Genomic DNA, 18,090 nt, shown 5'->3' with positions numbered 1-18,090 from the left:
AACAATCATCTCGATGAGTGCACCCTACAACTGATAAGAACACCAGTCACTCCAGCTACCTACATAAAGTTTAGCATCGGGAATTCCAGCGATTTCTAAAGACAGTAAATTAACGCAAGCCGTCACCCCGGAACCGCAATAAACAATAATTTCTTCGGCTTTTTCTAATTCTGTCCACCGCTGTTTTTGTTCGGATGCCGATCGCACTTTTCCAGTTTCATCCGTCACCCCTTGCCAAGGATAGTTAACCGCACCCGGAATGTGACCTGCAATGGGGTCGATCGGCTCCCGCAAACCTTGATATCTCTCGCTTTCTCGCGAATCAACCAAAACCTTTCCCGGCAAGTCTTTACGCTCTTTTACCGCCTCAATATCTACCGCCAAATCCGGCTGCAAGTGAGTAACAAAGTTACCCTCGCGGGAGTCTGGCAAAGTATTTGTTACCGGATAGCCCGCCGCTTTCCAGCCGCTGAAACCGCCGTCTAACAAAGCGACTTTGCTGTGTCCCATATATCGCAGCAGCCACCACAAACGAGCGGCAAAAGCCAGACGCGAATCGTCATAGGCGACGACTAAATTTTCTGGTGAATTAATGCCGATCGCGCTCAATTTCTCAGCTAATTCTTCAATATTTGGCAGCGGATGTCTGCCGCCGTGTTTGCCCACTGAACTCGCGAGATCGCGGTTTAAATCTAAATAGAAAGCTCCGGGAATGTGACTTTCTTGATATTGTTTTTGTCCCAATTCAGGGTCGGCAAGGGAAAAACGACAGTCAATGATTACAACTTGCGGATTGTCGGTATTGGTGGCTAACCATTCAGGAGAAACGATTAAAGTGTTGTCAGTCATAATTATTCACATCTATGTTTTAACATCTATCGGGAAGGAGCTTTTTTCTCTGGTTCTGCTTTGTCGGAAGGAGATTTCTTAGAAGTTGCTTTCTCAGAAGCTCTATTTTCAGAATTGGATTTTTTAGGAGTAGCTTTTTCCGAAGTTTCTTTGGGCGAATTAGATTTTTTAGGAGTAGCTTTTTCCGAAGGTGATTTTTCGGCTGGTGCGGGAGTTGGAGTTGGCAGAGGGGGAGTTACTGCTGCTTCTTGAGCGTAAAGCAGATATTTCTGATACTCGATTACTTTTGCTTGAGCTAGTTGATGGTTGGGGCTAGAGACTGGTACTCTTCTCATTAATGATACCGCTTCTTGCCAACGATCGGTAACTGTAGTCCAATCTTCCTTTGTTTTTGCCGATCGGCCTAATTCTGCTGCTTTGAGTGCGCTGTTAACGGCTTCTCGAAAAGTATCTGGTGCAGTTGCTAAATTGGCTGTTTCATCAAGATTCTCCCCCGCAGTTGCTGTCGGCTGGTTCAAAATTTTACCGACAAACGCCGCCACGGCGATCGCCAACATACCCGTTACCAGCCCAACTACAATGAAAGTCGATCGCAGCCGATTCTCAAATGCAGCAAGTTCCGGCTGTTTCTCCTCCTCAATAATATTATTCTCCATCTCTGTGCGGTTCTCTATATTAGCAACCCCAGTATTTGGTACAGCTTCTCCTGCAAACGTCTGTCGTTCCAAAGTGCTGTTCTCCAAACTAAACTCTTGACTCCAAGCAGCAGCAATTTGACCGCTTTCTCGACCCTCAATCTTCACTTTGCGAATCGAATCCGGCTGCAAATTCGTCAGCTCGGTGCGGACAAAATCAACTAATGTATTTTCTCTGGGTACCTGCTCGGCCTCAAGAATTACATCCAAACAGTCGCCGTCGAGATTCGCGGAGGCGGTGATGCCTTCAGATTGCAACTGGCTATTGAGCCAAGATGCGATCGCAGTGGCGAGATTTCCCTGCTTGGCAAGTTCCTGAAAATTAAGCTCTGTCATAGCTGGACACCTGATAACGCAGAAGATAGAAGGTAGAAGGAAGAAAAAATGAAAAAGTCAGAAAGAGTTTTTTGGAGTTGAAAACACAATAACTGAAATTCAACAAATAGTATAATGTATCGTGGCAAATCCCAGCCCAAAGATGCAAATTATCACTCTCGCTAGCCCTGGCATCCCTTGGGGCAGGACTTGCATTGCTTACTAAAACCATAATTCAGGTTTTTGGTGAGGAATGCAAGTTCTCTGACTCAGCCGTCAATCGATTGCGCGATTTTAGATTTTAGATTAAAGAATTGAAGCATTGACTTGCGCGAGGTAAATACGTTCGGCAAGTTTCATCGGATACAGGTTTTTTATTTCTGGACGGATGAATCACGTGGCGGGTATCCTGGATGCTTGATTGTCAAATACTGCGGCTGCAACGGGTTTTTGATACCGGGCGCACCAGTCCAGATATTGCCAGCATCGCCCCTACAACCAGCATCCGGCTGGAAAAAACCTCGATCCCGCGGATGCGAGATGGCAAATTTGAGATGAAAAATTTGTGCGATCGCAGTGCCATCGGCGGACAGCGAGTGATATCATCAGTTAGTCAATATTCAAGTTTTTATAGCAAATAACTCGATCGCACAATGGTAGCAATAGCAATTTTAGCTGCTGGACGCGGCACGCGCATGAAATCTGACTTGCCTAAAGTTCTACACGAATTGGCCGGTCGATCGCTAGTTGAGCGAGTCCTCCAAAGTTGTCAAGAAATTCAAATTACCAGGCGACTTGTCATCGTCGGTTATCGAGGCGAACTCGTTAAAGAATCCCTGATTCGAGGTCAAGAAATATCAGGGAAAAATCCTCAATCTCCTCCCCTAGAATTTGTCGAACAAACCGAACAATTGGGAACCGGTCATGCCATCCAACAATTGCTGCCTCACTTAGAGGGATTTCAAGGAGACTTGCTCGTCTTAAATGGGGATGTACCTTTACTGAGGGCAGAAACTATCAAACAATTGATGGCCATTCACAAACAGCATCAAAACTCTGCTACTTTATTGACAGCTAATTTGCCGAATCCTCAAGGGTACGGTCGAGTATTTACTGACAGTCAAAACTTAGTCCAGCAAATTGTCGAACACCGCGACTGCACACAAGCTCAAAAGCAAAATCACCGAATTAATGCAGGTGTTTACTGCTTTCACTGGCCGGATTTAGAGAAAATTTTGCCAGAATTGAAGGCAGATAATGACCAAAAAGAATATTACCTAACTGATACGGTAAATTTCCTCAGTCCGGTGATGGCGGTGGATGTGGAAGATTATCAAGAAATATTGGGAATTAACGATCGCAAACATTTAGCTACAGCTTGCGATATTTTGCAAACGCGGATAAAGGACAAGTGGATGACGGCAGGAGTCACGCTGCTCGATCCCAACAGCATCACCATTGACGATACAGTAGAGTTGCAGCCGGATGTGGTAATTGAACCGCAAACTCACTTGCGGGGAAATACTTCGATCGCCTCCGGGAGTCGCATTGGCCCCGGCAGTTTGATCGAAAACAGTCAGATTGGGGAAAATGTGACTGTGCTTTATTCGGTGGTTTCTGACAGTATGGTTGCTGAAAATTCGCGAATTGGCCCTTACGCACATTTGCGGGGACACGCAGAAATTGGGGCTAACTGTCGCGTCGGCAATTTTGTAGAATTGAAAAATACTCAAATAGGTGATCGAACTAATGTCGCTCACTTGTCTTATTTAGGCGACGCGACTTTGGGAGAAAAAGTCAACATCGGTGCTGGGACAATTACGGCGAATTATGACGGAAAAAACAAGCACAAAACTCAAATAGGCGATCGGAGTAAAACGGGTTCTAACAGCGTGCTGGTTGCACCGATAACTTTGGGGGAAGATGTTACTGTAGCGGCGGGTTCTGTGGTGACAGAAGATGTGCCGAATGATTGTTTAGTAATTGCCCGTTCCCGGCAAGTTGTCAAACCAGGTTGGCAGTTGAAAGAACCTAAAAAGTGAACGATTGTTCACTTTTTAGATGATGAGTTTCCACCCAATCGCGAGTTTCGCACTGGATACCAAAGAAACCGGGTTTTTATAGCGGAAGCGATCGCACTCTCGAAGAGATTTTGGTGAAAAACCCGGTTTCTGCGTAAGTCCGCAACCTTGAGAAATCGGGTCGATCGCGATCGGCTATTTTTGGTTATTTTGCTGGTGCAGATAGTTGTTAATCGCTTTGGCGATTTTTGCTTGCTGGTATGGGTTCATGGTGCGGGGTAGGGAGATGCGAGAGCCTCCACAAACTAACAGTCTGACTTCGTACCAAATATCATGATCCCGATCTTTTGTGCGATCGACTTCCACGCCATAAATCTCGCACAGAGAGTATTCCATGACTTTACGTGCCAACAAACCCCGCTGTTTAACAGTCAAGGTGTTTAAAGTTTCATCGAAGCTGTAGATTTCATTATTTCTCAAGACGATCGCTGCGATTCCTGCGAGCAAAAATATGCCTCCTGTCCATCCCAACCAGTGATCGTCTTGGCTTAAGCGCAGCAAGCGATTTTTTGCATTTTTAACAAAAAAATTGATGTCAGAAGCCACAGCGTCTTGGGTTCCCCAATTAGTGGAGTTAGCAGTGAAAGGAACAGTGCCAACAGAAGTCAAAAGTACAACTCTGGTTTTATAGCCGCATCTTTCAACTTTAGCTCCCCGCAAAGAAGCAAGCTCAATTTCTTTGATGTTCGACCCCAGTAAATTCGATCGCACAATCTGGCATTTTCCTTGTTTTGCCTGCAATCGCTGGCAGCTCAGACTTGCTGCATGATAGTCAAAAGTCAGCGAGATCAGTCCCAATGTCATGAATAAACAACTAGGGAACCAAAAATCAAATATACTTTGAGTCTGAATTATTAATTCACTTGCTGTTTGCTTGATTATTTTCATTTATCTCACCCTTAAATTCCCAAAATGATGTTACAGATCGCCTTACTAACCCCGATCGGCCGAATTGTTAACTTATATATTATTTGAAGTCGTCCTCTGCCATGACCCCTCTTATTTTGGTAATACGTTAGCACTAAAATGTCTGACCGACAACAAAGGTCGCGAGTTTACCTGCGGCTGGGTTTAAGATAGCTTTCCGTGATTTAAAGTAGATGAATCTTAAAAATATATTAATTATGTTATGGGGAATGAAACGTTAGCTTCGCGTTCCGTAGGAAAGTAATCATCCAGGTGAGTACAGGTTTACATTTTGTTACATTGTCAAGCTTATTTGCGCCTATTTAATTATCGTTAAGCTAATCCGCATATAAATTCCCTGGTCAAATCAACTTTCACTCTTGTGGGGAGTAGGGGTTGGGCCCGAAAGCCCGCCCTCAACACAAAATTTAAATGCACAACAGCTTAGTTATGGATTTGGGCGATTCCCTACGGGAGAGCTAGGGTTCACGGATTTGTAGGGCAAATACATTGCTAAGCGTGCGATTATCGCTAATCGAGATATAGCTGCGAATCAAGTCAGCCATTTTGTATTGTTCTGTTAGTGAATAGCTTCTTAAACAGATGATATCGCCCCCCAACATCCACAAATCAACATAATAGCTACGATTTCCCTCGCTATCTCCTATTTCCTCTAATTCCACCGCAGAAATCTCCCGAGTTGAGCATTCGGTAACATCATGAAGCCACACACCCCGTCGTTTAATGGTCATTTTGCTAAAAATTTTATCAAAAATGTATGTTTCATCTATCGCGCCGTCCAACAAAGACAGCGAAAACAACAAAAATATACCTCCACCTATCCAATTTGATGCTAAAATAATCTGCAATAGTCCAATGACGATGAAGGGAGAAATTAATAGCAAACCATCCCAGGCGCTCGCAGTTTTAATTGTTAGTTGAGTCGGTGTTTGGTTGAGAATTTTCATTAGTTTAATTTTTGAGTTTAAAAACAATGTGAATTACTTATAGCCTTTCGAGCTCTCATATGAGGTACGACTGGCCTCCGTGGCCTCCGTGGCCTCCGTGGCCTCCGTGGCCTCCGTGGACATACCTCACCACGCTTGAGAACCGCTATATATAGCAATCCTTGCAGGAGTCGTAAATTTTTGACCCCACCCCAACCCTCCCCTTATCAAGGGGAGGGAGTAAGAAATTTACAAATGACTTAGGATTGCTATATATCAATACAGTTCACTTAAGACCGATCCCCCCTAACCCCCCTTAAAAAGGGGGGAACAAGAAAGCTCTTAAAGTACCCCTTCTTAAGGGGGATTTAGGGGGATCTCCGAGCATAAGGAGTCTTAAGTGAACCGTATTGGGCTATATATCCGCTGTAGGCAATTTTTAATGCACGGATTATTATTTGACATTGCTTTGGACGATCGCACTTTTGGTGTTATAAGCAGCCTTGACAGCATAAGCATCGCCCGGACGTACCTGTAAAGCTTTGTTAAAATTGATTAAAGCGGTTTGATAGTCTCCCTGCCCGAAGTAGATATAGCCGAGTTTCATAGATTGTTTGAAGTCATTTTTGGGAGCAGCAACAGAAGCAGAATTAGGCTCAGCAACAGGTGCTGCGGCAGCAGGAAATGACTCGAAAGCAGGAGATAACTCTTGATAGGGTGATGGAGAAGTGTTGAAACCAGAAGCAAAAGAAGAAGGCGATTGCTCGTTATATCCCTGCTCTACATTAGGCCCAGAGTCAGAGGTTTTTACAAAATTTTTGCCATAAAATACTGAAGTAGTAATGCCTCCCAATACAAACATTAGCAATCCAGCACATTGAATTAAGAATGTTTTTCTGATGGTTTGATTCCTCCAATTCTTGATATAAAAAACCAATGAGGCAAAGGGGACAAGTAAGTAAAGCACTCCCCAAATAGTTTCCTCTCCAAAAGCTTGAACTAATCCCCAAAAATAGCCAACAAGACTTAAAACTAAACCTAGGATGAAAAATAAGCCGATCGCAATTCCAGGCATTTTCTATTTCTCCGATTGATGTATAGTTATTTTGCCAACTGTAAAGGAACGGATTTTCTATCTGAAACTCTTTCCCCTGTTTGCTGTGTTAAAAATAGATTAGCGGTGAAAACAGTTCGATCGCGCACAGCGAATGTTAGGATTTTGGTTAGGAATTAGACTAGGAACTCGATCGCGACTGCCGCAAATGATACCCTCTACCCTCGATCGACCCGAAGAACCATTTGCACGCGCCAGCAACGGCTGGGACATCCAAAAGCTTTACACCGACTTGGCAAATGCCAAACAAGAATTCGCCCCCCACACCAGAAGAGGGCTGACACCCGTAGAAAAGCGGCACCTCTGCGGCTTGCTGTGCGGCTACAGCCCAGCCGAAATTGCGGTATTTCTCAACAAACAAATCAAAGGTGTCGAAGTTGACTTGTCAAAAACTTTGTACAGATATATAGAATTATTGACAAATCGACCCCGAAATGCTCTCAAAAATTGGAGAGATGCGATCGACTGGCTGGAAATAGCCGGATATAAAACGCAGCCAAAAACCTCAACCGGCGCCATCTTAAAAGCCACTCTCCACCATTCAGACAGGATTTTGTCTGCAGCTATCAGTCCCGACGGACAATTCCTCGCAACGGGCTCAGAGGATAGTACAGTGAAAATTTGGAGTTTGCACAGCGGCGAACTGCAGCAGACGATTTTCGGACATTCAACAGCCGTGTTGCTAGTGGCTTTCAGTCCCGCCAGCAAAACGCTGCTGACACGATCGCGCGCGGGCACAGTCAAACTCTGGAACCTGCAAAACGGCGAACTGCTGAAGCGTTTGGCAGACGTACACCGCCACGAATCCGTCGCCGTCAATCGATTTTAGATTTTAGATTTTAGATTTTAGATTGACTTGCGCGAGATAAATGCTCTTTCTTGAGGATTTTAGATTTTAGATTTGGGATTGATTCCACGGATAAATCACGTGGCGGGTACCACCTTTGAAATTCGCTTGTCAGCCCCGACTGGCAAATTTTGGCGATCGGCACCACCCGCGGCACGATCGGGAGCATCTCATATTTGTAAAAACACTTCTTCTGGCTCCTTCCTTCTTCCTTCTTCCTTCTTCCTCTTTTCTCCTGGCTCCTGACTCCTGACTCCTAACTCGAATTTCTAGCGGAGGGCGGCTTTCATTGAGATGCTCTCTGTGTCTGCGGTGGCGATCGGGCTTTTGGGCGAAAGTCTCGTCAGCGGCGGGGAGAATGGTACTGTTAAACTTTGGCAACTGCGGATTGAAGATTAGAGAGGTGACGGGCGATGATTAAATTATTGGAGTATAATTGATTTAAGGTTTTTTAGAGGGGCCCAGACAATGCAACTGCCAGAAGAAAGAAATATTGCATTGAAACAGAAGCGTCTGGCAGAACTCAAACAGAAAATTGCTAGTGGCACCGAGCAAATTGCTCAGGGAAAAGTAACTGATGGTGAATTAATTTTTACCAGATTGCAGGGAAAAATTCGCTTAATTTCTGAGTCTAAGGAATGAGGACACGGCAATGCCGTTTCCTAGCCCAAAATCATAAATCTTCCTCGCTTTTTATGTAAGGATCGCCAGATTAATTGTATGGAAAGGGCACGGCGCCCTGTCCTGACTGTGGGTAATATTAATTCTGATGGCACCGGATTTGATATAAAACTAACGCCGAGCGAGATACCCGAATTATTCAAAAAGTCGGGTATCTGAACCGCAGACTGACAATTTATATCGCCCTTTTAAGCAATAAAAATCAGCGTTCCCTTGCTCATTTCCAAAGTATCGCCCATTTGCATACCGTTGTGAAAAGCACCCAAAATCACCTCGCTAGTTTTGCCGAAAGCGATCGCCCCGCTAGCATCAATTCCAATTGCGCCAAAATCCCGTTGACGTTCGTCAGCTTCAGCAAAAGAACGCTCAAAAGCAGCTTTCAAACTCAAACCATCCGTTACCCGAATCACAATTCGCGCGGCCAAACACTCGTCCATAATGTGCTCGCCAATCCCCGTACAGCTTACCGCCGCACTCCCTGCCGCGTAATTTCCCGCCGGCATCGCCGAGTCGCTAACCCGCCCAATCCGCTCAAAACCCTTGCCGCCAGTCGAAGTCCCAGCAGCCAAGCGTCCATGCACATCCAAAGCTACGACTCCGATCGTACCCACACCGGCCGGTTCGGCAACCACGTCAGCCATTGCTTTGCTAAAATTGCCTTGGCGTTCCTGCATCCACTCGTGCAAACGCAAATCCGTCATCGGATCGTAAATCGGCAAGTGAAGTTCTCGCAGCAATTCTGCCGAACCAAAATCAGAGAGAACCCGATCGTCCGAAGTCTGCAAAAATTTAGCAAGTTCGATCGGATTTTGAACGCGAGAAACATTTATCGCCCCGCTGAAACGCTGCATCAAACCGTCCATCAGCGAAGCACTCATCCGAATTTGACCGTCCGACTGCACCACAGAACCAGTACCGGCATTGAATCGCGGGTCATCTTCCAACAATTGGCAGCCCCGCACCACTGCATCTACGGCACTTGCACCGTCTTTCAGCAGCGGATAAACTTCCTCCAAAACATCGTAAAGCGATTTCCGCACCGCCTCAATTCCGCCTTTACTGTGTAGAGAACTGCCGGCACCGCCGTGAATAACTAGCTTTGGTTGCACTTGTTGCGATGCCATAATTTATAACCTAATAACCTAAAATTTTTCCTTTGCAATCTTAGCTTTGTTCGAGCAACTTGCTCTAAATTCTTAATCTTGAGCCGCCAAACGGCGGCGACGACATCGTTCGGAGCAGTATTTGACCTCATCCCAGCAGTCGGCCCATTTTTTGCGCCAAGTAAAAGGTCGATCGCACACTGGGCACATTTTTGTCGGTAAATCAGATTTCGATCGTTGCTTTGCCATGCTAATTTTGACAAGAGATTAACTAATTCACATCTTGTACCATTTTTATGAACAGGCTTTCCGGCCTGTTCCACAAGAGTTAAATTGGATTGTGGAACAGGCATCTTGCGATTATGAACAGGCTTTCCGGCCTGTTCCACAAGAGTTAAATTTGATTGTGGAACAGGCATCTTGCGATTATGAACAGGCTTTCCGGCCTGTTCCACAAGAGTTAAATTGGATTGTGGAACAGGCCGGAAAGCCTGTTGCTGAGGAAACAACCCGCATCTTGCCTGTTGTTGAGGCCTGTTCCACAAGAGTTAAATTGGATTGTGGAACAGGCCGGAAAGCCTGTGGCTAAGGAAAAACCTACTTTCTGCCAAACACCTCCCAAAATAAAAATGCTCGAAACGGCCGGCGCCAACATCCGAATAGTCTTAGTCGAACCTGCAGGCCCATTGAATGTGGGTTCTGTTGCCCGCGTCATGAAAAATATGGGTTTGCACCAATTAGTTTTGGTAAATCCCCAATGCGATCATTTAGGGGAAGAAGCCCGACTGATGGCAGTTCGCGCCGCCGACATACTCGAAACTGCCAAAGTAGTCGAGAGTTTGCCCGCTGCTTTGGTTGGGTGTGTCAGAGCGATCGCAACTACAGGAGATGATAGTCGATCGTTGCCAACACAACTAGAAGAACCCGCAGATGCCTTGCCTTGGCTCCTAGAAGCCCCCAGCGCCCTCATTTTCGGCCGAGAAGACTGCGGCTTGACCAATGCCGAATTAAACCGCGCTCAACGCCTGATCCGCATTCCCAGCAGCGATGCCTACACTTCCCTAAATCTCGCCCAAGCCGTCGCTATCTGCTGTTACGAACTATACAAGTCAGTTGTCAATTGTCAGTTGTCGGTTGTCAGTGGCCAGAAGGAATCGGCTCCCTTGGAAAATTTAGAGGGATATTACCAGCAACTAGAAACTTTGCTGTTAAAAATAGGATATTTGCAGCAGCACACAGCAGCAAGCCGGATGGAAAAATTTCGCCGTTTGTATAACAGAGCCTATCCGACAGTGGATGAAGTCGCCATGCTGCGGGGCGTCCTCCGCCAAACAGAATGGGCAATCAAAACTTACCCACGAGAGGCAAATTCTGATACTCTGGATGGGGCGTTACCGGAAAATCCAACGGACAGCTAGGAGAACTTTCCTGCACCCAGTTGTCACCTTCAAAACAGGGTTTCTTGACTAAAAACCTAAGCTTTGCGATAATTTGCGGGCAATAAACCCGGTTGCTGATACCATGCAGCGTCTGGGGTAAATCTAAAATCTAAAATCTAAAATCTAAAATTGATTGGCTGACAAGCTGAAAAATCTTAAACTTGAACTTTACAGTAGTGATGAAGGAGTAAGACGTGGCAGAGCGGTTTCCCAAAGGATCGATATTATCGGTGATATCCTCGATATCCTCTCCCAACTCCGGCTCAAAGCAGCCCAAGTCCGGCAAAGCAAGTCAGTCTGGCAACTCGGGCCGCCGTCGCCCTCGGCAACCGCAAAACGGCAATTCAGAAATTCGATCGCCCGAACCTGCGACTTTGCCACCGCAACAAAGCCGCGGCAGCAGAATTGGAGCTAATTCTCCCACATCTTCGGAAGAATTTACCACACAAGACTTTTTATCCGATCCTCGATCGGCAATTAACCCCAGAAAACCCAGAACCAGCAAAACTCCGCAGTCGAAGACTCGCCAACCAGGCAAAAAAGGCCTCGCTGCTGTCGATATGTTCGAGTTTCCGAACCCGACTCTGGAGCGGGAAAATGTGAGTTCGATCGCCAGCAATCCCAACAGCCAGATCCCAACTGCGACTCCCCCTGCAACCCGTGGAAGTCTTCCCAGTTCGCCCCCAGTTCGCATTCCAGACACGGTAATCCCCGCAGATGCCAAAAAAACCCCCGTCCCTAAACCGCGCCCCCAAGCGAGTCAGAGACCGGGTAAACGCTCTGCACCTCGGAGCGTGCCCCCATTGGTGTACGCTACTCGCTTGCTGATTTTGGGAGTTGGGATAGCGGTGATTTGCGGTACGCTGCTGTCGGTGGTAAATGCTGTGAGTCGAGCATCGACTGTAGCGACAGAAGAACAAACTACCGCAGGGCAGAAAAACCCAGCCGATAGCGCATCTGCAGCATCCGCAACCCCAGAAGTGCTGCAACTGAATCAAGAATTAGGAGCTTTAAAAACCCAAGTTCAGGTTTTAGCAACAGAAAATCCTAGTTTGACAGCCGGAATATTTCTAGTCGATTTAGATACTGGAAGCTACTTAAATTTTAATGGCGATACTGCTTTTGCTTCAGCTAGCACAATTAAAGTACCAATTTTAGTAGCTTTTTTCCAAGCAGTAGATGAGGGCAAAGTGCAGTTAGATCAGATGCTGACGCTGAAGTCCGAACACATTGTCGGCGGTTCTGGGGATATGCAAGACCAGGCTCCTGGTAAGAAGTATTCGGCTTTGGAAGTTGCCCAAAAGATGATTGTTGTCAGTGACAATACGGCGACAAATATGATGATTGAGTTGTTGGGAGGTGCTGAGGTTTTGAATCAGCAGTTTGCAAATTGGGGCTTGAGTACCACGGTTCTGCGTAATAATTTGCCAGATTTGGAGGGAACTAATACTACCAGTCCGAAGGATTTGATTAATATCATAGCCCAGATCGATCGGGGTAATTTGGTATCGGTGAAATCGCGCGATCGCATTTTGCAAATTATGCGCCAAACTAGAAATGATTCTTTGCTGCCGAAAGGTTTAGGCGAAGGTTCAGTTATTGCTCACAAAACCGGCAACATTGATACAATGCTTGCGGATGCGGGGATGGTGGATTTGCCGAACGGTAAGCGTTATTTGGTGGCGGTGATGGTGAAGCATCCGCCGGAAACGGAAAAGCCAGCTCAAACATTGATTCGGGAGATTTCTCGGATGAGTTACCGCTATTTGTACGGTGGGGAAACGCCAGCAGATTCACAAGTGAAAATTAAAAATTGAAAATTTAACCGGGTTTTTTCGGGCAAGTGTTGTAGACTTTATCAAACTATAAATCAGTTTGTATTATGAAACTAAACATTCGACTTGCTTGTCTGGTAGCGCTTTCAACTTTAGCTGTTGGAGTCTCCCCCGCCTTGAGCAATCCTGCTCCTGAATATCAGACCGATGGCGTGAGAGTGATTAACAATAATATCGAACTCAATCGGGCAAAAAACTTAGCCCGTCAAGCAGCAGAAATTGCTAATGGGGGTTTAGGCAACTATCGAGCTGAAGCTTCTATGCACGGTACTTCTAAGGAATCGCCGTTTGTTGACAATGGGGATGGAACTTGGACTTTTACTTTTAAGGGTAACAAGCCTGGTTCGTCTGTCTATACTGTAGAAACGGTTGTTACGGTTTCTCAAGATGGGAGGGTGAGAGTCGATTACAATGGGCAAATTCGCCAGTTATCTCCATTGTGAACAACTGTGCAAATATCGGGCTATGCAGCTTCAATACCCCGATCGGGATTTAAGTTAACGGCATTTTTTCCCTTTGTTACAATCAAGGGAATTCCCCTCCTCACATCAGCACTAATGCAAATTATCCTAGAAGTTCCCGATATCCTCGGCGAAAAACTACAACAATTGGGCGATCGTCTCCCGGAAGCCCTGGATCGCGCACTTCGGGAACTCGCCCCCGCAGAAACCATCTCCTACCAAGACGATCGCCAAATCGTCGAAGTGCTAGCCAGTCAACCCAGCCCAGAAGAAATCCTCGCCATCCGCCCCACACCTGCGTTGCAAGCCCGCATGAGCGAACTGCTCTATCGCAATAAATCCGGCACTATTTCGGCCAGAGAGGAAGTCGAACTCGATCGCTATTTGCTGTTAGAACATTGGGTGCGTTTAGCCAAAGCTCACGCCTACAAACGCTTACAGACAGAAGCATGAGTTATGTACCAGCCACTCTGCGTCGCGTCGTGACCCAACGCGCGGGAGAGCAATGCGAGTATTGTCGATTTCCGCAAACGGCTTCACGGAAATTCCAGGAACCGGAAAGGGATTAAACACTCGCGACTGCTAACTGTTCAGCAGCCTCTTTCTCGTTCATCTCGTCGAGTTTCTGCCAAACTTGCTGCATCAATTCATCCAATCCAAGTCTACTAACGGCGGAAATCAACAAAACAGGAGCGCCGCTAATTTCTTGAAGTCGGCTGGTTAAATTACCGATTTCTTCGCTTTCGAGGTCGATCGCATCTACCTTATTAAAAGCCAAAATCTGCGGTCGATCGGCTAAACCACGCCTGTAAGCCTTCAATTCTTCCTGAATTGTGACATAATTGGCGATCGGATCTTCATCGGTAATATCGATCAAATGCAGCAGCAACCGAGTCCGCTCAATGTGCCGCAAAAACTCGTAACCCAAACCCGCGCCTTCGTGCGCCCCCTCAATCAATCCCGGAATGTCTGCAAACACCGTACCGTCGCCGCTGGGTTTTCTGACTACGCCCAAATTGGGGACTAAAGTTGTAAACGGATAATCTGCTATTTTGGGGCGGGCCGCAGATAAAGCGGAAATTAAGGTGGATTTGCCAGCATTCGGCATCCCCAGAATTCCGACTTCAGCTAATAGCTTCAATTCCAAACGCAAAAATTTGTGTTCTCCTTCTTTTCCCGGCATCGCATAATCTGGAGCGCGGTTAGAATTGGTCAGAAAACACTTATTCCCCAAACCGCCTTTGCCGCCTTTAGCTACGCAAAAAGTCTGTCCGGGCGTCACTAAATCTGCTAAGATTGCCTGAGTTTCCGCGTCGTAAACTACTGTACCGCAGGGAACTTCGATCGTGCGATCGTCCCCACCGGCACCGGTCATATTTTTCGGCGCGCCCCGCTTCCCGTCATCGGCTTTAAAAATCCGGTTGTACTGAAAATCTAGCAGCGTTTGCAGGCTTTCCACCGCTACCATATACACGGAACCGCCTTTGCCGCCCGTCCCGCCAGAGGGGCCGCCCGCCGGTACATACTTTTCTCTGCGAAAAGCTACCATACCGTCGCCCCCTTTGCCGGCTGCGACTTGAATATCTGCTCGATCGATAAATTGCATAATTTAGTCAGTTGTCAGTTGTCAGTTGTCAGTTGTCATATCATGTCCAATCGAGCGATTAAGAGGGCGGGTTTTTGAGATTGTCAATTATTGGCAAATATTTTTCGTGAACCCGCCCCTACCTTATTAGGGGTAATCGACCGGAAATGATATCACTTGTCATTGGTCAATTGTCAATTGTTAGTTGTGATTAGTCATTAGTCATTAGTTATTATACCAGATCCAAGTACCATATTGCTCTTTTTCTTTAGCCCGGGTCGGCGGACGACAGCCAAGTTTAGTGGCTATTTACAGTTTCCGGAAAAATATAATTTTACCTATTGTGAAAAGTAGTGCTGAGCGAGAGATTGTAGGCGAGCATCTGTAGGGAAACGGCAATGCCGTGTCCGGCTCCTAAATCGACGAGTTTTAATAATTTGTATAAGCTTGAGGATTGTACCAAAACTTTTGTTGAATTAGTATTATCAAAGCAGATTTGAGATTAGCAGGACTCACGCACAAAAACTCAATAAACCCGGTTTTTCTACTGGGGCGGATGGGTGTAATGATGTTTTTTCGTAGAAAAACCAGGTTTTTGCGTTCAGGACTAATAGTAGTCATTGGTTAATAGTTACAATCATTAATCCAAAATTTCACAAGAATGACTAATGACTAATGACTACTAACTACTAACTACTAACAATAAGACGATACATCTTCCTTACATTCATCTGCCAAATAGCAGAGAGCTCGAAAGCGCATCCCCACTAACTGTTCGTAAAGCGGGTTAATCTGGCACATCGCCGGAATATGGACGATTTTGTGACCAAATAACACGACATCTCGCTCAAACGGACACTGGGGCGGAATAATTTTACAGACAAAGTGTGCCAATTTGGGGTCGTGAATTTCCCAGCCGTCAAGCCAGTCTTTGACGGGTTGCAGGACATCTTTGTGGTGAGGTTTAGGTAGCCGAGATGAAAGGGGTGTTCCGGCGACGGGGGCGACATTGGCATCAAAGACTATTTGGCTGCTGGGCCCCTGCGGATCATCGCACTTGCTGTCTTCGATGGTGTGTCGCAGAGCTTCGATCGCCTCTACATTGTGCCCTAAAGCTGTGCAAAACTTAGAGATTACCTCGTCTTCGCTGAGCGAGTAGGTACCATCTGCCAAAGCTACCATGACTGCTGTCCTCAAAAAATCCTCGCCTTTAGCGGTGTCTTTCCCTAACACAGCGACTAATTCCTCTGCGGTAATGGGTTCAAAACCCTCCTCAAAAGATACCGGGTGTAGTTCATCCTGAGTTAGATGTGCAATCATTTTTTGCTCGTCTTCGTCAAAGTTGCCGTCTGCCCAAGCAATTGTCAGCAATCCCCGCAGCCAAGCAGTAATCTCTTCATTGGTGCAGGAAGATTTAGCGTTACTCATTAGCATTTCCACTTGGATGTACCAGTCAATTTGTTCGTTTACAGCGGACTCAATATTCCCCTCCCAATAATTTTTACTGGTTTTTTGGTCGATCGATGATCTATTTGTGGAAGGTTTGTGCCCGAAGATTGCTCCAAACGCTTGTAGTGGATGTGTTAAAAGCATATTTGTTTTTCAGCAGCATCGCTAACTAGCGAGCTAATCTATTGGTTAATCCTATTCCCTAAAAAGTCATCTATCGGGAGGAATAGGTTTGTTGAATTGATCTTAACTCTAGTTGCACCCATCAAGATGGCGATCGAATTTTATGCAAGCCCGATTGCCATTAGCCACCCAATTTTTCGCAAGAAATAAAAGGTTGGCAAGGGTTGGATCTAATCAGACACTGGGTTTGTCTCCCAGGGGCGATCGAACTTCGCTCTCTTTACATTTTAATATATATTTTTGTAAATTTTTGTGTCCCGGCTGGGCAATATTAACACCGAGCCGGATTTAACCTGTTGAAAGAAAAAGATATGAGGAAACTGTTAGTGCCGGTTAACAGTTTTGATTGCTGTGTCCGCCTAGAAATGACAAAATTTTTTAACTGCGGCGGCACAAAATCCAGCGCAATTCCATGGGCGGGCGGGCGTTTGCCATTGGGAAGACATCTCGACCGGTGGCCCAACTGGGAAACCAGGGCGTCGGTGGCCAGGCTTCTTCCGGCAGGTGGTGGCGTTCATATTCAAACACCAATTCGTTCGATATTGGGACTAAGGGCAACCCTTCCATTGCGGTGGCGAGTTCTTGGGGGGTAAATAAAGTAGACCAGGAGAGTTGGGCAACTTGTCGCACGAGGGCATCTGGCTGGTAGTCGCCGACGGTTAAAAACGTGCTGAACAGCAACAGGCCTCCGGGAGACAGGGAATCGCACATTTTGGCGAGGAAAAGCCGTACTTGATCGCTGTCTCGAAAATGTGAGATGACTTCGGCGGCAACTGCCAACTGATAGCGGGCTGGTTTCATCCGCATTAAGGGATCGAGCACATCGCCTTCAGTTACTGTCACGGGAAGGTTTTCGGCTGTTACTGCGGCTTTCAATTGTTCTGCAAAAGCTGGAGCTAGTTCGATCGCATCTACAGAATAGCCCAATCTCGCTAGGGGCAAGGTATTGCGGCCGGTACCGGCCCCCACGTCCAAAATCCGCACTCGATCGGGCGTGCCCAATTTAGCAGCCGTTGTCATCAATTTTGCGTCTGGATGAGAACCGAAAAGCGGAGGTTCTCTGGTGTCTACCCAGCTTTTATACTGTTCTCCAACTGTTGAGGTAGTAACAATGACTTTGCAGGCTAAACCGGTTTGTGGTGGCTGCACTGATTCGTATTGTAGGATCAGCATCGATGCTGTGGAGGTGCGGTAGCCTTGTTCTAACTTGGTGGCTAACAGCTTGCTGAGTTCGTCTCTGCGGTCTTCGGGCAGTGGTCTGTCGAGAGTGCTAAATAGCTTTTCTATGGACTTGAGATAGTGGCTTAGCATTCCCGGAACGCAGGGGAAAACTAATTCTCCACGAGCGATGATGCGAGTATTAATTTTGTAGAGGATAGCTTGCTGGAGAATGTCGGGATTTACTACCAGCGGTAGCTGTTCGGTCTGGTCGATCGTACTTTCGGCGCCCATAGATTCCGCGAAGAGGTGATTAGCTGTTAGTTGTTAGCTGTTAGTTGTTAGTTATTTGTTATTAGTTATTTGTTATAACTCACATCTTGCACCCTTTCCTAGAACAGGCAAGATGCCTGTTCCACAAAGAGTAGATTTTCTTCTTGTG

General features: G+C 46.3%; 20 protein-coding genes. 9 read left to right on the top strand and 11 right to left on the bottom strand.

What is annotated here, in order from left to right; translation table 11 throughout:
* Window positions 1-24: 24 nt before the first annotated feature.
* Entirely contained in the window at window positions 25-849 is an 825-nt protein-coding gene (locus QUB10_RS20155) for a sulfurtransferase (protein ID WP_333204937.1), read from the bottom strand.
* A gap of 26 nt (window positions 850-875) precedes the next feature.
* Entirely contained in the window at window positions 876-1,880 is a 1,005-nt protein-coding gene (locus QUB10_RS20150; protein WP_333204935.1) for a hypothetical protein, read from the bottom strand.
* Between the two features lie 392 nt (window positions 1,881-2,272).
* Between QUB10_RS20150 and QUB10_RS20145 the strand changes: the two genes are divergently transcribed.
* Window positions 2,273-2,500: a hypothetical protein gene (locus tag QUB10_RS20145; protein ID WP_333204933.1), complete on the top strand. Its 228-nt coding sequence runs from the start codon at window positions 2,273-2,275 to the stop codon at window positions 2,498-2,500.
* 12 nt (window positions 2,501-2,512) lie between these two features.
* Window positions 2,513-3,901, top strand: a complete 1,389-nt coding sequence (gene glmU, locus QUB10_RS20140; RefSeq protein ID WP_333204931.1) for a bifunctional UDP-N-acetylglucosamine diphosphorylase/glucosamine-1-phosphate N-acetyltransferase GlmU — start codon at window positions 2,513-2,515, stop codon at window positions 3,899-3,901.
* A gap of 174 nt (window positions 3,902-4,075) precedes the next feature.
* Here glmU and QUB10_RS20135 read toward each other — a convergent pair whose 3' ends face one another.
* The 3 genes from QUB10_RS20135 to QUB10_RS20125 form a co-directional block, all read right to left on the bottom strand.
* Window positions 4,076-4,828: a hypothetical protein gene (locus tag QUB10_RS20135; RefSeq protein ID WP_333204930.1), complete on the bottom strand. Its 753-nt coding sequence runs from the start codon at window positions 4,826-4,828 to the stop codon at window positions 4,076-4,078.
* A 497-nt stretch (window positions 4,829-5,325) separates the two neighbouring features.
* Window positions 5,326-5,814 (bottom strand): hypothetical protein, encoded by a 489-nt coding sequence (locus QUB10_RS20130; RefSeq protein ID WP_333204928.1) that lies wholly within the window; start codon window positions 5,812-5,814, stop codon window positions 5,326-5,328.
* A gap of 433 nt (window positions 5,815-6,247) precedes the next feature.
* Window positions 6,248-6,868 carry a tetratricopeptide repeat protein gene (locus QUB10_RS20125; protein ID WP_333204926.1) on the bottom strand — a complete coding sequence of 207 codons (621 nt, stop codon included), beginning with the start codon at window positions 6,866-6,868 and terminating at the stop codon, window positions 6,248-6,250.
* A 133-nt stretch (window positions 6,869-7,001) separates the two neighbouring features.
* Here QUB10_RS20125 and QUB10_RS20120 point away from each other — a divergent pair, with 133 nt between their 5' ends.
* Window positions 7,002-7,736 (top strand): hypothetical protein, encoded by a 735-nt coding sequence (locus QUB10_RS20120; protein ID WP_333204924.1) that lies wholly within the window; start codon window positions 7,002-7,004, stop codon window positions 7,734-7,736.
* A gap of 486 nt (window positions 7,737-8,222) precedes the next feature.
* Window positions 8,223-8,396: a hypothetical protein gene (locus tag QUB10_RS20110; RefSeq protein ID WP_333204920.1), complete on the top strand. Its 174-nt coding sequence runs from the start codon at window positions 8,223-8,225 to the stop codon at window positions 8,394-8,396.
* Between the two features lie 227 nt (window positions 8,397-8,623).
* Here the strand turns inward: QUB10_RS20110 and QUB10_RS20105 are convergent, their stop codons facing one another.
* Window positions 8,624-9,559 (bottom strand): isoaspartyl peptidase/L-asparaginase, encoded by a 936-nt coding sequence (locus tag QUB10_RS20105; RefSeq protein ID WP_333056878.1) that lies wholly within the window; start codon window positions 9,557-9,559, stop codon window positions 8,624-8,626.
* A complete protein-coding gene (locus tag QUB10_RS34290; protein WP_445300829.1) occupies window positions 9,529-9,891 on the bottom strand; it encodes a hypothetical protein in 363 nt (120 codons plus the stop codon). Before QUB10_RS34290 ends, QUB10_RS20105 begins: the two co-directional genes overlap by 31 nt.
* On the opposite strand from QUB10_RS34290, the gene QUB10_RS20095 reads away from it, so the two are divergent.
* The 5 genes from QUB10_RS20095 to QUB10_RS20075 all read left to right on the top strand — a co-directional run bounded on the left by QUB10_RS20095 (window position 9,879) and on the right by QUB10_RS20075 (window position 13,726).
* The gene (locus tag QUB10_RS20095; protein ID WP_445300828.1) at window positions 9,879-10,127 is read left to right on the top strand and encodes a hypothetical protein; all 249 of its coding nucleotides are present in this window, start codon (window positions 9,879-9,881) and stop codon (window positions 10,125-10,127) included. The genes QUB10_RS34290 and QUB10_RS20095 overlap by 13 nt on opposite strands.
* Before the next feature lie 40 nt (window positions 10,128-10,167).
* Complete coding sequence (locus QUB10_RS20090; RefSeq protein WP_333204941.1) at window positions 10,168-10,956, top strand: RNA methyltransferase; 789 nt, start codon at window positions 10,168-10,170, stop codon at window positions 10,954-10,956.
* Window positions 10,957-11,207: 251 nt separating this feature from the next.
* Window positions 11,208-12,794, top strand: coding sequence for a serine hydrolase (locus QUB10_RS20085; RefSeq protein ID WP_333204916.1), 1,587 nt, complete (start codon window positions 11,208-11,210; stop codon window positions 12,792-12,794).
* Window positions 12,795-12,859: 65 nt separating this feature from the next.
* Window positions 12,860-13,255 (top strand): hypothetical protein, encoded by a 396-nt coding sequence (locus QUB10_RS20080; RefSeq protein WP_333204915.1) that lies wholly within the window; start codon window positions 12,860-12,862, stop codon window positions 13,253-13,255.
* Between the two features lie 6 nt (window positions 13,256-13,261).
* Complete coding sequence (locus tag QUB10_RS20075) at window positions 13,262-13,726, top strand: hypothetical protein (RefSeq protein WP_333204913.1); 465 nt, start codon at window positions 13,262-13,264, stop codon at window positions 13,724-13,726.
* Between the two features lie 112 nt (window positions 13,727-13,838).
* On the opposite strand, the gene obgE is transcribed toward QUB10_RS20075, so the two are convergent.
* The 4 genes from obgE to QUB10_RS20055 all read right to left on the bottom strand — a co-directional run bounded on the left by obgE (window position 13,839) and on the right by QUB10_RS20055 (window position 17,942).
* Window positions 13,839-14,879, bottom strand: coding sequence for a GTPase ObgE (gene obgE, locus QUB10_RS20070; protein WP_333204911.1), 1,041 nt, complete (start codon window positions 14,877-14,879; stop codon window positions 13,839-13,841).
* 408 nt (window positions 14,880-15,287) lie between these two features.
* On the bottom strand, window positions 15,288-15,479 hold the full coding sequence (locus QUB10_RS20065; protein WP_333204909.1) for a hypothetical protein: 192 nt from the start codon (window positions 15,477-15,479) through the stop codon (window positions 15,288-15,290).
* A gap of 75 nt (window positions 15,480-15,554) precedes the next feature.
* A complete protein-coding gene (locus QUB10_RS20060) occupies window positions 15,555-16,451 on the bottom strand; it encodes a Mo-dependent nitrogenase C-terminal domain-containing protein (protein ID WP_333204907.1) in 897 nt (298 codons plus the stop codon).
* Between the two features lie 417 nt (window positions 16,452-16,868).
* Window positions 16,869-17,942, bottom strand: a complete 1,074-nt coding sequence (locus tag QUB10_RS20055) for a class I SAM-dependent methyltransferase (protein WP_333204905.1) — start codon at window positions 17,940-17,942, stop codon at window positions 16,869-16,871.
* Window positions 17,943-18,090 lie beyond the last annotated feature (148 nt).

Source organism: Microcoleus sp. B5-D4, assembly GCF_036705145.1.
Classification (GTDB): domain Bacteria; phylum Cyanobacteriota; class Cyanobacteriia; order Cyanobacteriales; family Microcoleaceae; genus Microcoleus.
This window is presented reverse-complemented; position numbering and strand designations above follow the sequence as displayed.